The following is a 15,220-nucleotide window of genomic DNA, read 5'->3' as shown; positions in this document are numbered from 1 at the left end:
TTACCCCTCCTCTGACACCTTTTGTATTATAGCTAAAGCAAAGAACATGGTTAGTATAGAGCTACCCCCGTAACTTACAAAGGGAAGGGTTATTCCTGTTAATGGTATTACATTCATAACTCCACCTATTATTACTAAGGCTTGACTTGCTATCATAGCACTATAGCCCACTGTAATAAGCTGTGAAAATTTATCATCTACATATATTGCAGTTCTCATGCACCTATAAAAGAGTAAAAAGTACAATATTATAATACCAAATCCCATTATAACTCCTAGCTCTTCACATATTACAGCAAATATAAAGTCAGTGGTACGTACAGGTACAAGTCCTGGAAGCCCAAGACCAAATCCTGAACCAAATAATCCCCCTGAGGATATAGCAAACAAGCCTTGAATTATTTGAAAGCTCTCATCACTTGCGTACTTCCACGGGTCCTGCCATATCATAATTCTCTTTCTTACATGGGGAAACATCTTATAACTAGCTAAAGACCCTATAATAGATAATCCAAATGCAGTTACAATATATTTTACTTTTGACGTAGCCATGTAAAGCATGGTTATTGATATACCAAAGAAAATTAAAACAGAGCCTAAATCCTTTTGATATACCATAAAAGCTAAAGATACAATTACAACTATAGCTGGCTCTATTAAGTCTTTAAAGGTTTTATAATCCTTTAAGCTAGAGGCTAAATAGGCTGCTAAAAACAGCTTTCCAGCTTCTGAAGGTTGAAAGCTAATGGGGCCTATGAATACCCAGTTTTTAGCCCCATATACTTCTGTACCTATAAATGTAGCCATAGACATAAATATCAATGTACCTACCATATATATCTTTTTATACTTTGAAAAAGTTTTAAGATCAGGCAATAAAACCACTACCAATATATAGGTAGTTATTGAAATAGCAAACCAAACCGTCTGCTTAATTGCATCAACGCTTTTTAATCTGTATAACATAGCAATACCAATAACAGATAAGAGACAGGCAAAAATAAGCATGAACTTATCTCCCTCATTGAAGAACCTTCTTATTATAAAATAAGCATAGCCAATAAGAATGCATAAAACTCCACCCATAATTAAAGCGCCTGTATCAAAAGGATCTTTTAAAAATCCTAGGTTAAGAAACATTGCCATACACAATAAATAAGTAAGCAATAATAGCTTTCTTTCATCTTTAATACTATCCACATATTCACCTTCTTTTATATATAACTTGTAATTCTTTTATCATCCTATAACTTTAAAAGTTAAACTTCCTATTTGAATCTGGTCACCTACGAATATTTCAACCATACCATTTATTTTTACTCCATTAAGTATTGTACCATTAGTGCTTTTTAAATCCTCTAAAAAGTATTTATCGTTCTTAGAGTAAATTTTAGCATGTGTACTAGATACATATTTATCAGATAAAACCACGTTATTTTCTTCTGTTCTACCTAAGGTAATAGATCCTCTTATGGGTATTACGCTTCCTTTTTTTAGCGCAAGGTTATCTCCTTGCTCTTCTACCACAAGCCCTAATGACTTACCTAACTGCTTTTTCTTTCCACTACTCTTTCCACCATTTTTTACGTCCTTATACATTATTCTTAAGGCTAAAATGATTATTACATATAAAATTATAATAAATATAACAGTAAATAGAAGACCGAAAAGTCTATTAAACCTCATACTTTCACCTCTTATCTTAATTAATATTATGACTCTAAATATTATTCCATTTGATTTTTATAATACCTCTATACAATTATACGTATTTGTAGCCATTTATGACCATAGACTTTAATTATTATATCATTATTATATGAATTTTACGTTAATAAATCTTACTTTATTAATACATCTCTTTTAAAAAAAGGCGACAACATCGCCTTTTAATAATTTTCAATAAATAAAATCAATTTTCTTCGTTGTAATAAACTAAAAGACATTGAATGTCTATATTATGGAAGTAATCTTTTTAGATAATCTCCTGTATAGGATTCCTTATTTTTTGATATTTCTTCTGGAGTTCCACTTACAAGTATTCGTCCACCTTTTTCTCCACCCTCAGGTCCAATGTCAATTATATAATCTGCACTCTTTATGACATCTAAGTTATGTTCTATTACTACCACAGTGTTTCCAGCATCTACTAGCCTTTGTAGTATTAATATGAGCCTACTTACATCATCTATATGAAGTCCTGTTGTTGGTTCATCTAGAATAAATAGTGTCTTTCCTGTACTTCTTTTTGATAATTCTGAGGCCAGTTTTATTCTTTGGGCCTCTCCTCCTGAAAGCTGGGTAGAAGGTTGACCTAGTCTTATATATCCTAGTCCTACATCATACAAAGTCTGCATCTTATTTTTTATTCTTGGTATATTTTCAAAAAAGCTTAGAGATTCTTCTACTGTCATTTCTAGTATGTTATGAATATTTTTACCCTTATATTTAACCTCTAAGGTCTCTCTATTATATCTTTTACCCTTGCATACATCACAAGGTACATATACATCAGATAAAAATTGCATCTCTATTTTTATGATTCCATCTCCACTGCAAGCCTCGCATCTTCCGCCCTTTACATTAAAACTAAAACGTCCTGGCTTATAGCCTCTCATTTTTGATTCAGGTGTCTTAGAAAATACATCTCTTATTATATCAAAGACTCCTGTATAAGTAGCTGGGTTAGATCTTGGAGTTCTACCTATAGGGCCTTGGTTTATATCTATTATCTTATCTATATTTTCATAACCTAAAATTTCTTTGTGGCTTCCTGGATAAACTTTGGCCTTATTTATTATCTTATTTAAGCCTTTATAAAGTATTTCATTTATTAAAGTACTTTTACCTGAACCTGAAACCCCTGTTACTAAGGTAAGAGTGCCAAGAGGTATGTCTACATTTACATTTTTAAGGTTGTTTTCTTTTGCACCTTTTATCTTTATAAAATTACCATTACCTTTTCTTCTTTCCTCTGGAATTTCTATGGTTTTCTTCCCTATTAAATATTGACCTGTTATAGATTTTTTGCACTTTTTAACCTTGTCTAAAGTTCCTGCAACTACTACTTCTCCTCCATGCTCACCAGCACCAGGTCCTATGTCTACTATAAAGTCTGCTTCTCTTATAGTATCCTCGTCATGTTCCACCACAACTAAAGTATTTCCAAGGTCTCTTAGGTGCTTCAGAGTCTTTATAAGCCTATCATTATCTCTTTGATGAAGTCCTATACTAGGTTCATCTAAGATATATAAAACTCCCATAAGGCTAGATCCTATCTGAGTTGCAAGCCTTATTCTTTGAGCCTCTCCTCCAGATAGAGTACCTGAAGTTCGAGATAAATTAAGATAGTCAAGTCCTACATCTATTAAAAACTTTAATCTATTATTTATTTCTTTTATTATTTGATCACTTATGATCTTATTCTTTTCTGACAACTCAACATTTTGTATGAAGTCCAATTCGTCTCTTATAGGTAGCTTGCAAAATTCAAATATGCTTTTATCTCCTACAGTAACAGCAAGAGCCTCTGGTTTTAATCTAGCACCCTTGCATTTAGGACATGGGTTATCACTCATATACTGCTCTATTTCAGACTTTATATAATCAGAATTTGTTTCCATATATCTTCTCTTTAATGAGTTTATAATACCCTCATAATTATGATTAAACTGTCCTGTTGAGAACTCTTTTTCATAGTGTACCTTAAGCTTTTCATCTTTTAATCCATAAAGTAAGATGTCCACTACATTTTTAGGCAAATCTTCTATAGGTGTATCTAAGCTAAATTTAAGCTTTTTAACTAAGGCTTGAAGCACACTAAAGGTCCAAGAATCTTCCTTTAATCTTCCTTCTCCCCAGGTTACTATAGCCCCGCCCCTTATACTTTTGCTTCTATCTGGTATTACTAAATTTTCATCTATTTCCATTAAGGTTCCAAGTCCATCACATTTATCGCATTTTCCAAAGGGTGAGTTAAATGAAAATAATCTAGGAGCTAATTCATCTATACTTATAGAGCAGTCAGCACATGCAAACTTCTCACTAAATAGCATAGGTTCTTTACCAATTACATCTATAATTACAAGACCTTCTGAAAGCTTCAATGCAGTTTCTATAGACTCTGAAAGTCTACTTCTTATATCATCTTTAATAACTAATCTATCCACTACTGCTTCTATACTATGTTTTATATTCTTTTCAAGTGCTATCTCTTCTTCTGTAAGTTCTACCATATTTCCATCTATCTTAGCTCTTACAAAACCATTTCTTTTTATATTATCTAATACCTTTTCATGGCTACCCTTTCTTCCTCTTATTATAGGTGATAATATCTGTATTTTAGTCCTCTCTTCTAGTTCCATAATCTTATCTACCATTTGATCTATAGATTGCTGAGTTATTTCCTTCCCACATTTAGGACAGTGTGGGATACCAACTCTAGCATATAAAAGCCTTAAATAATCATATATTTCAGTTACTGTACCTACTGTAGATCTTGGGTTTCTGCTGGTAGTTTTTTGGTCTATGGAAATTGCCGGGGAAAGTCCCTCTATATATTCCACATCTGGTTTATCCATCTGTCCTAGAAATTGCCTTGCATAAGAAGATAAAGACTCCACATATCTTCTTTGTCCTTCTGCATAAAGAGTGTCGAAGGCTAGTGAAGACTTTCCAGAGCCTGAAAGTCCTGTGAACACTACTAGCTTATCTCTAGGTATTACTAAATCTACATTTTTAAGATTATTAACCTTTGCACCTTTTATAACTATTTTATCTTGCATGCATGCTTACCATCCTATCTCTAAATTTTCTTAGCTAGTTATTTTTTCTTTTTGTTAAGTTTGTATATTATATCTCTAAGTTCTGCTGCCCTTTCAAATTGTAAATTCTTAGAGGCTTCTCTCATTTCCTTTGTATAATCTTCTATAAGTTTTTCTAAGTTTTCTTTATTTGCATTAATAGCATCTTCTAGGCTGTCATATTCCGACTTTTCTTCTGCTATCTTAGTTGTCTCTATTATATCTCTAACATCCTTTTTAATTGAGGTTGGAGTTATATTATGTTCTTCGTTATATGCGGTTTGAATAGTCCTTCTTCTATTAGTTTCATCTAATGCCTTTTTAATTGATTTTGTTATAACATCTGCATACATTATAACCTTGCTATCTACATTTCTAGCAGCTCTTCCTATGGTTTGAATTAAAGAGGTCTCGGATCTTAAAAATCCTTCCTTATCTGCATCTAATATTCCAACTAAAGCTACTTCTGGAATGTCTAGTCCTTCCCTTAAAAGGTTAATACCAACTAGTACATCAAAGGTGCCTACTCTTAAATCCCTTATTATCCTCATACGTTCTATAGTATCTATATCTGAGTGAAGGTAGGTGGTCTTTACATTAAGTTCTTTTAAATATTTAGTAAGATCCTCTGACATCCTTTTTGTAAGAGTTGTAACTAATACTCTATATCCCTTTTTTATAGTCTTTTGAATTTCTTCATATAAGTCATCTATTTGTCCTTTAACTGGTCTTATAGTTATTTCTGGGTCTAAAAGCCCTGTAGGCCTTATTATCTGTTCTGCTATAACCTTTGAATGTTCCAGTTCATAAACAGCTGGTGTGGCACTTACAAATAATACTTGATTTAATTTATTTTCAAATTCTGGGAACTGAAGAGGTCTATTATCAAAGGCTGAAGGTAGTCTAAAGCCATAATCCACTAAGGAATTCTTCCTTGATCTATCTCCGCCGTACATAGCCCTTACCTGTGGCAGCGTTACATGACTTTCATCTATAAAAAACAAAAAGTCATCTGGAAAATAATCAATTAAGGTCTGTGGTGGAGTCCCTGCTGCTCTTCCATCTAATATTCTGGAATAATTTTCGATTCCGCTACAATATCCCATCTCTTTTATCATTTCCACATCAAAATTAGTTCTTTGTCTTAGCCTTTGAGCTTCTAATAATTTATCTTCCGATATAAGTTCCTTTAATCTTTTTTCTAATTCTTCTTCTATCTTTTCTATGGCTATATCTAATTTATCTTTAGATGTAGCAAAGTGAGAAGCTGGGAATATAGATACATGATTTCTTTCCCCTATTATGTGACCTGTTAATATATCAAATTCTTTTATCTTATCTATTTCATCGCCAAAAAATTCTATTCTTATTCCTTTACTTTCTGAAGAGGCTGGAACTATATCTAAAACATCTCCTCTTACTCTAAATGTACCTCTAGAAAAATCTATTTCATTTCTTTCATATTGAATTTCTACTAATTTTTTAATTACTTCGTCTCTGTCCTTTACCATACCTGGTCTTAAGGATATAGTAAGCTTTTTATATTCATCAGGGTTACCTAGTCCATAAATACAAGAAACCGAGGCCACAATTATAACATCTCTTCTTTCAAATAAAGCTGATGTAGCTGAGTGTCTTAGTTTGTCTATTTCATCATTTATAGATGCATCTTTTTCTATGAAGGTGTCTGTCTGCGCCATGTAGGCTTCTGGTTGGTAATAATCGTAATAAGACACAAAATACTCTACAGCACTAGTTGGAAAAAACTCTCTAAATTCTGAGCATAACTGTGCTGCTAAGGTTTTATTATGAGCTAAAATCAATGTAGGTCTTTGAACCCTTTCTATTATGTTAGCCATAGTAAAGGTCTTTCCTGAACCTGTAACCCCAAGAAGAGTTTGAAATTTATTTCCGTCTTCAATAGACTTAACTATCTCATTTATTGCTTGAGGCTGATCTCCAGTAGGTTTAAATTTCGAGGATATTTTAAACTCTCCCATTTAATCATCTCCATTCTGATTTTGAACGTCTGTTCGTTGCATATATCTCTATATTATACTTAATATTATAACCTGTCAATAACCATAATTCCCTAAAAACCTTTCTTTATGAATTAAAAAATGGCTATGTTTTAAACCTTGATGATTAAACTTAATTTAACCCCATCAAAAATAAAACATAACCACTGTCTAGTTCATAGAAGTACTAAGTCTAATCACCATTTCCGTCTTTATCTTCATGTTTCTTTATATCTTCTAGTATATCCTTAAATTCTTTATCCTTATTCTCTGTATATTCATTCTTTGATTTATTAGTTGTATCTTCATCCTTTGTATTATCTTCTGATTGGTCTTCAGATACAATTGCTCTTGGAACTATAACTAACCCTATTTTGTTTCTTTTACCCTTATTTAATACTAACTGTTTTATATTCCCTTTAGAATCTTTTAATTTAAATTTAACTTCTTCAATACCTTCATTTAAAGTTTTATAAAAATATGATTCATTTTCAATTTTACTATTATTTATTTCTAAAAGCTTGTCTCCACTTCTTATGCCTGCATTATATGCAATGGACTGATGTGCTACATCTAATACCATAAGTCCTTCTTCATCACTAATAAACTTTGGTACAGTCTTTGATTCTATAATCTTTTGAGTATTTAACATAATCTCATGTGCTAAAGGAGCAAATAATATAACAAAAAGTTGTAAGGATAGACTTATTCTTGCTAATTGAGCTACAAGAGTAAGTGTAATACCATATATTAATATTCCTATACCTGACATGGCAGACTTTTCTCCCTTAGACCTAGTAAATGTAATGGAGTTATAACCAAGCACTCCATAAAAAGGCATAATGGAAACTACAGCCATAGTTAACATACTTAAGGTTAAAGGATTCCTCATAATTGGCCACCAACTAGGTGTAATAATGTTTTGACCAATAGTTCCTGTTTCATTACTTAAAATCATTAATATGGCAATAGGCATAGCCCAATACCGCTTAAGTGCAAATCCTCCAAGTATCTTTCCGTCTCTATTAGTAAATATAGGTATAGCCCCTCTATGTCCATCTACTGAAACTAGCAATCCTTCTACTATATGAAGTACACCAACTAAGGTCATAAGTGCTGCAATATCTATATAAAAGGGTCTATTTATAATTTCTATAGTAGGGTACATAGTTAAAAGTGGGTCCTTAATTAAATTTAATATTATACTTAAAAGACCAAGCAAAGCCCCGGAATAAGAAAAGCATATAAATCTAGGACTGAAAAATAATAATAATAAAGAAAATACGAACATTAGGTGTATTCCTGAATTTTCTCCAAACATTACTCCTAAATAAGATAAAATAAGGCTGGACATTACCCCACCTATTATTCCTAAAACCAGCTGCGACATAGTAAGTTCTAGGGGAGAGTTTACCTGTTCCCCTAGAATCATCTTTTGCATTAGTACGGTTCTTTTATTTTTACCATAAAATATAAACGCAAGCATTATAAGCGTAATTGCAAATTGTGGGCTGACCATAGCAAAGGCTACAGCCTTTAATGTATATCCTGCAATACCCATCAAAAAACTTCCTCCTACTTTAACTTAGGTACCAAAAAAATAACACTCATTATTTTATTTGTAGTAATTATTACTTTTGAATACTCTTATTTTTTTAGTATCTCTAATGCCTTATTAAATTGAGGATCCGTACCTCTGTCATAAGGTTTTTGTTTCATTTCATCACTAATCTTAACTTCTACATTTGGACTGATACCTATTTTATGAATATTTTCGCCATTTGGTGTATAATATTTTGATACTGTGACTTTAAGACCAGTGCCATCCTTAAGGTCTAATACTCTTTGAACTATACCTTTACCAAAGGTCTTTTCTCCAACTAAAGTTCCTGCCTCATAGTCTCTAATGGCTCCAGCTACTATTTCAGATGCACTAGCTGTTCCCTCATCTGTAAGTAACACTAAAGGCATTCCTATATAACTTCCACCTGTAGAATTATATTTTTCTTCTTCGCCATATTTGTCCTTTGTAGACACTATTACCTTGTCTTTATCTATAAAATTAGAAGCTACCTTTACACATTCATTTAAAAGTCCACCAGGATTAGATCTTAAATCCATAACTAAAGATTTTGCCCCTTTGTCTTTTAATTCTCCTAACTTTTTATTAAACTCATCTCCTGTATGCTCATCAAACATTGATATTTGGATATAAGCTATACTATCATCAAGCATTTCGCCCTTTACCGTAACCATATTTATAGTATCTCTTTTAACACTTACATCAAAGGCACCCTTGCCTTCTCTATAAATAGTTATTGGTACTTCTGTTTTTTCTTTACCCTTCATCATGGATACTGCCTTTTCCATGTCAGCCCCAGTGAAATCTTCACCATTTACCTTTTGGATTATATCTCCAGAAACTATTCCTGACTTTTCAGCAGGTGATCCCTCGAAGACTGAAATTACAACTATTTTATTATCCTTAACTCCTACTTGTATGCCAAGTCCAACATAAGCTCCCTCATTTTTTTCCATTAAATCTGCAAAATCCTTTTCATCTAAAAACACAGTATAAGGATCCTTTAAAGAAGCTGTCATGCCTTTTAATGCACCATCTAGCATTTCTCCATCTTCCATTGGACCATCATATAGTTTATATAACATTTCCCTTATACTAAATATCTTTTTGAATTTGTCTACATCCTTTATATTTTCCATAGACTTTGTAAATTCCGGACTAGACTTTACTGACCTAGGCACAAATTGTGAGTAAGCACTTCCTATAAAGAAGGTTCCCACATTTGTTATAACTAATAAAGCTATAACAATCCATATAGTTTTACTTGACCTCTTATTTTTTTTATTAAATCCACTACCTGTTTCATTATTGTGAAAATCCATAAAATAGCCACCCTTTCTTAAATTCTAAAGCATACATATATTAATTAAAACTAACTTATTATATAGTATATGCTAAAAGGATCATATTAATAAATAATTTTATGGCTCTGTTTTCTAAAACTAAAAACAGAGCCATAAACTTTAAATTAAACGTCTAAGAACTTTCTTAAAGATAATGTACTTCCAATACCCCCTATTAGGATGCCGGCTAAAACAAATGCAGCAAATAGCGGATTTAAAACGTACTGCGGAGAAATTAATTGTGCTGTTAAAAGATCTTCTGTTATTTTTATGAAACCAAATCTATATACATAATATAGTACAATGTCAGCTATTATAGCACCTATTATACCCATCATCATTCCTTCTATAATAAATGGCCACCTTATAAACCAATCTGTAGCACCTACAAATTTCATTATACCAACTTCTCTTCTTCTCGAGAAAACTGTTAGCTTAATGGTGTTTCCTATTAAGAATAAGGATACCCCCACAAGCATTATAAATAATATTATACCTACCCACTTTAAGCTATTAGATATAGTTATTATTTTCTTTATTAAATCCTCATCATTTCCTACCTCATCCACACCAGACATATCTACTACTTCTTCACTTATTTTGTCTGCTGCTTCTGGCGCCGTAAGTCTCACAATAAAGGAGCTTGGCATAGGATTTTTTGTTGCATCATATCCACTCAATAAACTTGCATTACCTTTTAATTGATCTTTAAATTTTTGAAGAGCATCACTTTTACTTTCATACTTTACTTCTTTAACACCCTCTGTAGCTCGAAGTTTATCTTCTATGGCCTTTTGATCCGAAATATTTATACCATCTTTTAAGAATACTTTTATTTCTACCTTAGATTCAACCTCACCTACAAATCCTTTTACATTTAGGGCAAGCATTATAAATATACCAAATATAAAAAGTGTAGCAGATACTGTTATAATTGATGCAAAACTTATTGTCCTATTTCTTCTTATACTCTTAAACGCATCTGTAAAAAACCCTTTAACGGTGTTTATTTTCATTTCCGTATCCACCTCTCTTTTCGTCTCTTGCAATGCTGCCTTTTTCTATGGCAATTACTCTCTTTTTCATGTTGTTAACTATTTCTTTAGCATGAGTTGCCATTAAAATTGTAGTTCCAGTCCTATTTATGTCATCTAATATATGCATTATTTCCATAGCTGTTTCTGGATCCAAATTACCTGTAGGTTCATCTGCAATTAATATTGCAGGGTTATTAACCATTGCCCTTGCAAGAGATACTCTTTGTTGCTCTCCTCCGGAAAGTTCAGTTGGAAACATCTTGTATTTATCTGATAATCCTACTAATGCTAAAACTGTAGGTACTCTTCTTCTTATTTCTTTTTCTGAAGCTTCTACAACTCTCATAGCAAAAGCTACATTTTCATATACATTAAGATTTTGGATTAATCTAAAGTCTTGGAAAACCATACCTATCTTTCTTCTATAATTAGGTACATCTTTTCTCTTTATTTTAGATAAATTTATTCCACTTATTACTATCTCACCCTTTGTAGGTTCAATCTCTTTTATAAGCATCTTTATAAAAGTAGATTTACCAGCGCCACTTGGGCCAACCAAAAATACAAATTCGCCTTTATCTATAGAAATATCAACATTCATTAATGCGTTAACATTATTATTATATGTTTTACTTACATTCTTAAACTCAATCATATGTAAATCCCCCTATGTGAAACTATCACATTTTTTCTCTAATTACTAAATCTTTTTAATTTGTAGGCTACAGATATTATAGCACACCATTCATTGAAGCAAAAAAACTTTTTATTAAATTACTGTTAACAACTCCTATGCTAGCACCTCCCCATTAAATTACTTTTCTGATTTTATATGCAAATAAAGAGTAGTAATTATGTTATCTACTCTTTATGCCTACTCATTATTTTATATTACCATATTAATTCATATAAATCATCTGTTTTTTAATGGCTTTTAATTCTCTAAAAAATAAGGTTTATCTTATTATATCTCATTAAAGCCTTGACCTAATACTTCATAAACTTCATTAACTGTTATAAATGCCTTTGGATCTATTTCCTTCATATAGCCTTTAAGTTTTATAAATTCTTTTCTTCCCATTATACTATAGAGCATATAAACATGATTTTTACTATAAGCACCCTTACCATCAAAAGTGGTACAGCCCCTATTTAAATCTTCAGTTATATACTTTGATATGGTATCTCTTTCCTCACTTACTATTAAAACTTGTTTTGTTACATTAAATCCTTGTATTACCTTATCTATTATAGTTCCATTTAAGAAAACAAATACCAATGCATACATACCTTTTTCCCAACCAAAAGTTAATCCTGAAGCAATTGTTACCAATAAATCTGCTGCAAGCATACCCTTTCCAAGATCTAAATGAATATATTTATTGAGTATCTTAGCTATTATGTCCGTACCACCTGTAGATGCGCTTTGATTAAATACTATGGCAAGCCCTGTACCTGTTATAGCTGAACCTAGGATTACTACTAAAATTAAATCATTAGTAATAGCCCCTGGATTTAATAATACCTTAATTAACCAAAGTGATGTGGATAATGAAAATGCGGCATAAACAGTTTTAATACCAAATTCTCTACCTATAAATATGAATCCTACTATAAACAAAAAGAAATTAAATATATAGGAAAATAATTCTATAGATATATTCTGAAAATATTGGTGAGTAACAACGGAAAGTCCTGTGACACCTCCGCCAGCGATTTCATTGGGAATTGTAATATACTGGGCTGCAAAAGCCACCATAAATACTCCAATTGTTATTAAGCCATATTCCTTAAAAGTCTTTTTCATTTGTATTTCCTCCTCATGATAACTTTTCTATAGTGACTTCCCAACAGATATTGGGATTATAAGTAAATCCTCCACCCTAGCTAATCCCCCTACTTCTAAAAATAGAGGGACTAGCTAGGTGAAAACAAAATAACTTAGCCAAAGATATTATAAGCTATAGATACATATAATTAAACAGTAAAATTTATATATATGATATTGCAAATAATAATGAAAGAAAAACTTCTTCTAAGCAAAAACATAGAAGAATTTTTACTTATTTACTAATTTAAATTTATTTATTAATTTAAAAGGAGGCCATGACATGGCCCCCTTTTTATATCTTCAACTTTAAAATTATATTTTAATTTTGATTTTAACCTTAGTATGTCAATTAAGCCCCAAACTTGTTAATAAAGCTTTATCAACCTTCCCCATGTCTAGATCAGTCATATGACCAATTTTTTCTTTTAACCTTTTTTTATCCAAGGTTCTCACTTGCTCTAATAGAACTACGGAATCCTTATTTAATCCGTATTCTTCTGAGGATATCTCAACATGAGTTGGAAGTTTTGCTTTATTAATCTGAGAGGTTATGGCTCCAACGATGACAGTTGGACTATATTTATTACCAATGTCATTTTGTATAATTATAACTGGTCTGATCCCACCTTGTTCTGAACCAACCACAGGGCTCAGATCAGCATAATAAATATCGCCTCTTTTTACTACTATTGTTGTCATTCGACAAATCACTCTCCGAAAGCCACGTCTCATATTCTAAACACTCTTTATATTCGCATTCACAACCAAATTCCGAGTACTCTAAGTTGATGGATGCCATTTCAAGATATCCACTTTCCATGTTTCCTTTTGTATTATTTTCATTGTCTCTATATAGTATTACAGACCTCATGATAAATTGACTATTTTTTTTATCATCTTTGAGTATACCTGAGAGGGTAACCATTAATCTCTTACATCTTGACATACCTTATACTTACCTCCTATTTTACAAAGCGTAAATATGTACATTACAATTATAGTGCAAAGTTTGTCACTATGTCAAAGATTTTATACTATTTTTCATCAAATTATTACAAAAAGATTAATGGTAAAATTTTTATCTTACATAAAGTGTGTTTTTTTGCCCTTTTATAGGAGTTAGAATAATTCGAGCCTGTAAGCTTTTATTATTTTTAAGTATATTTTGATAATTCTTTTACTTTAAATATTTAACATACACCTTTAAACCCTCTATTATAATCTATGTATTCTTTAATTTTTCTAGTCTTTAAGTTGTATTATATTAGTATTAATAGTTACACTAGTTTTTAACCTATGTTTGATCTTATGTTTTGAAAACCTGTTTTATATTACTGCTTAAAAAGTTCTTCATCTAAATCTATGTTTATCTTTAAATCTTTGTATATTGCAACTATTCTCTCTTCACCCCCCTTATCAAATATGGCTACTTTTTCTGGAAGATTTGTTGTAAGGTCGATATACATAAAGGCAGTTTTTAGATTATTGTTAGCCCCTGTGATTACTAATTCTACAACCATATAGCTTTTACCTTCTATTTTTTTACAAAAATATTTTATATCTTCGTTGGTATATAGTTGTCTTATAAATTCACCTATAAAGGTAAACTTATAAACCTCATCAAAGTCTTTATCTAAGCTATATTTTGCATTATTAGCTATATCTTCTACTAGTATTTCATCTTCTTTATATATATAAGATCTTTTGTCTCCTAGTTCAAGCCTATATCCCTGATCTTTTTGAAAATATTGTGTGTAATTTTTAACCTCAGTTCTTTTGCTATTTTTAATAGTGTACTCTACATTACTTTCATAGCTTTTAATAGATTTAATATAATCTATGACTTCATCCACATTTTTTGCTGGTTTCTTACAGGAAACATTTATAACCGGTAAACAAATAAGGCAAAGGAATAATATCATAAGCTTAATATCTTTTCTCAAAAGTTCCTCCTAATATAATATATAATATTTCACTACTATTGTTATTCCTTTATGCTTTAAATTATTCTATTGTTATTTATTTTATAGCCTGTCTTTTATGTATTATGATTTTAATTTAAATTCCCTCTATTATGGAATAAGCTATGGCCATACTATTGTTATGAGATATAGAAATGTGAATAGCATAATCTTTACCCTTTAAATTAAACTTATCTCTTAAAATCTTTTCTGCGGTTTTTGATAAAATTACATAGGGCCTTCCTAATGTATCTCTAAGCACTTCTATATCTTTAAAGTTAAAGCCTCTAAACCCTGTTCCTATAGCTTTACTTATAGCTTCTTTAGCTGCAAATCCCCCAGCCATGCTCTCATAGTTTTTTTTATTATAATACTCTAATTCCTTTTTTGTAAATATTCTAAGGGCAAACTTAGCATTTCTTAAATCTGCATTTTTTATTCTATCTATTTCTATTATGTCTGTGCCAATTCCTTTTATCCCCATACTACTTCCTCTTTTAAGTTTATTGTTTCTTGACTTTTGATTATTTACTTTTGTTTATTGCTTAAAGTACACTTTTAACTTAAATTGTTCTAATGCTTTTTTAGGCCCATTTAAAACTTAGCTATTATTGTTTAATACATTTGATATATTATAACATAAGAA

General features: G+C 31.1%; 12 protein-coding genes. All 12 read right to left on the bottom strand.

Going from position 1 to position 15,220, the window contains the following annotated elements:
- Window positions 1–1,200: an FtsW/RodA/SpoVE family cell cycle protein gene (locus tag BD821_RS05205; RefSeq protein WP_029452221.1), complete on the bottom strand. Its 1,200-nt coding sequence runs from the start codon at window positions 1,198–1,200 to the stop codon at window positions 1–3.
- A 39-nt stretch (window positions 1,201–1,239) separates the two neighbouring features.
- The gene (locus BD821_RS05200; protein WP_104409611.1) at window positions 1,240–1,686 is read right to left on the bottom strand and encodes an FHA domain-containing protein; all 447 of its coding nucleotides are present in this window, start codon (window positions 1,684–1,686) and stop codon (window positions 1,240–1,242) included.
- A gap of 272 nt (window positions 1,687–1,958) precedes the next feature.
- Window positions 1,959–4,784 (bottom strand): excinuclease ABC subunit UvrA, encoded by a 2,826-nt coding sequence (uvrA, locus tag BD821_RS05195; protein ID WP_104409610.1) that lies wholly within the window; start codon window positions 4,782–4,784, stop codon window positions 1,959–1,961.
- A gap of 38 nt (window positions 4,785–4,822) precedes the next feature.
- The gene (gene uvrB / locus BD821_RS05190) at window positions 4,823–6,802 is read right to left on the bottom strand and encodes an excinuclease ABC subunit UvrB (protein ID WP_104409609.1); all 1,980 of its coding nucleotides are present in this window, start codon (window positions 6,800–6,802) and stop codon (window positions 4,823–4,825) included.
- A 211-nt stretch (window positions 6,803–7,013) separates the two neighbouring features.
- A complete protein-coding gene (locus BD821_RS05185; protein ID WP_242971464.1) occupies window positions 7,014–8,381 on the bottom strand; it encodes a PDZ domain-containing protein in 1,368 nt (455 codons plus the stop codon).
- A gap of 86 nt (window positions 8,382–8,467) precedes the next feature.
- Window positions 8,468–9,724: a S41 family peptidase gene (locus BD821_RS05180; RefSeq protein ID WP_104409608.1), complete on the bottom strand. Its 1,257-nt coding sequence runs from the start codon at window positions 9,722–9,724 to the stop codon at window positions 8,468–8,470.
- A gap of 146 nt (window positions 9,725–9,870) precedes the next feature.
- Window positions 9,871–10,761 carry a permease-like cell division protein FtsX gene (gene ftsX, locus BD821_RS05175; RefSeq protein ID WP_104409607.1) on the bottom strand — a complete coding sequence of 297 codons (891 nt, stop codon included), beginning with the start codon at window positions 10,759–10,761 and terminating at the stop codon, window positions 9,871–9,873.
- On the bottom strand, window positions 10,742–11,437 hold the full coding sequence (gene ftsE / locus BD821_RS05170; protein WP_104409606.1) for a cell division ATP-binding protein FtsE: 696 nt from the start codon (window positions 11,435–11,437) through the stop codon (window positions 10,742–10,744). Before ftsE ends, ftsX begins: the two co-directional genes overlap by 20 nt.
- A 309-nt stretch (window positions 11,438–11,746) precedes the next feature.
- Entirely contained in the window at window positions 11,747–12,589 is an 843-nt protein-coding gene (locus BD821_RS05165) for a YitT family protein (protein WP_104409605.1), read from the bottom strand.
- A 369-nt stretch (window positions 12,590–12,958) separates the two neighbouring features.
- Complete coding sequence (locus tag BD821_RS05160) at window positions 12,959–13,312, bottom strand: type II toxin-antitoxin system PemK/MazF family toxin (protein ID WP_029452212.1); 354 nt, start codon at window positions 13,310–13,312, stop codon at window positions 12,959–12,961.
- Between the two features lie 632 nt (window positions 13,313–13,944).
- The gene (locus BD821_RS05150) at window positions 13,945–14,556 is read right to left on the bottom strand and encodes a germination lipoprotein GerS-related protein (RefSeq protein ID WP_104409604.1); all 612 of its coding nucleotides are present in this window, start codon (window positions 14,554–14,556) and stop codon (window positions 13,945–13,947) included.
- 115 nt (window positions 14,557–14,671) lie between these two features.
- Window positions 14,672–15,058: a holo-ACP synthase gene (gene acpS, locus BD821_RS05145; protein WP_104409603.1), complete on the bottom strand. Its 387-nt coding sequence runs from the start codon at window positions 15,056–15,058 to the stop codon at window positions 14,672–14,674.
- Window positions 15,059–15,220: the final 162 nt, after the last annotated feature.

Origin of the sequence: Clostridium algidicarnis DSM 15099 (assembly GCF_002934235.1) — a bacterium.
Taxonomy (GTDB): Bacteria; Bacillota; Clostridia; order Clostridiales; family Clostridiaceae; genus Clostridium_L; species Clostridium_L algidicarnis.
The sequence above is the reverse complement of the archived record's forward strand: the minus strand, read 5'-3'. Positions and strand labels throughout refer to the sequence as shown.

Bases quoted from the DNA above. Each gene is read 5' to 3' on its own strand.
- BD821_RS05180 (WP_104409608.1), bottom strand. From the start codon at position 9,724: ATGGATTTTCACAATAATGAAACAGGTAGTGGATTTAATAAAAAAAAT.
- BD821_RS05185 (WP_242971464.1), bottom strand. From the start codon at position 8,381: ATGGGTATTGCAGGATATACATTAAAGGCTGTAGCCTTTGCTATGGTC.
- uvrB (WP_104409609.1), bottom strand. From the start codon at position 6,802: ATGGGAGAGTTTAAAATATCCTCGAAATTTAAACCTACTGGAGATCAG.
- BD821_RS05160 (WP_029452212.1), bottom strand. From the start codon at position 13,312: ATGACAACAATAGTAGTAAAAAGAGGCGATATTTATTATGCTGATCTG.
- uvrA (WP_104409610.1), bottom strand. From the start codon at position 4,784: ATGCAAGATAAAATAGTTATAAAAGGTGCAAAGGTTAATAATCTTAAA.
- acpS (WP_104409603.1), bottom strand. From the start codon at position 15,058: ATGGGGATAAAAGGAATTGGCACAGACATAATAGAAATAGATAGAATA.
- ftsE (WP_104409606.1), bottom strand. From the start codon at position 11,437: ATGATTGAGTTTAAGAATGTAAGTAAAACATATAATAATAATGTTAAC.
- BD821_RS05165 (WP_104409605.1), bottom strand. From the start codon at position 12,589: ATGAAAAAGACTTTTAAGGAATATGGCTTAATAACAATTGGAGTATTT.
- BD821_RS05200 (WP_104409611.1), bottom strand. From the start codon at position 1,686: ATGAGGTTTAATAGACTTTTCGGTCTTCTATTTACTGTTATATTTATT.
- ftsX (WP_104409607.1), bottom strand. From the start codon at position 10,761: ATGAAAATAAACACCGTTAAAGGGTTTTTTACAGATGCGTTTAAGAGT.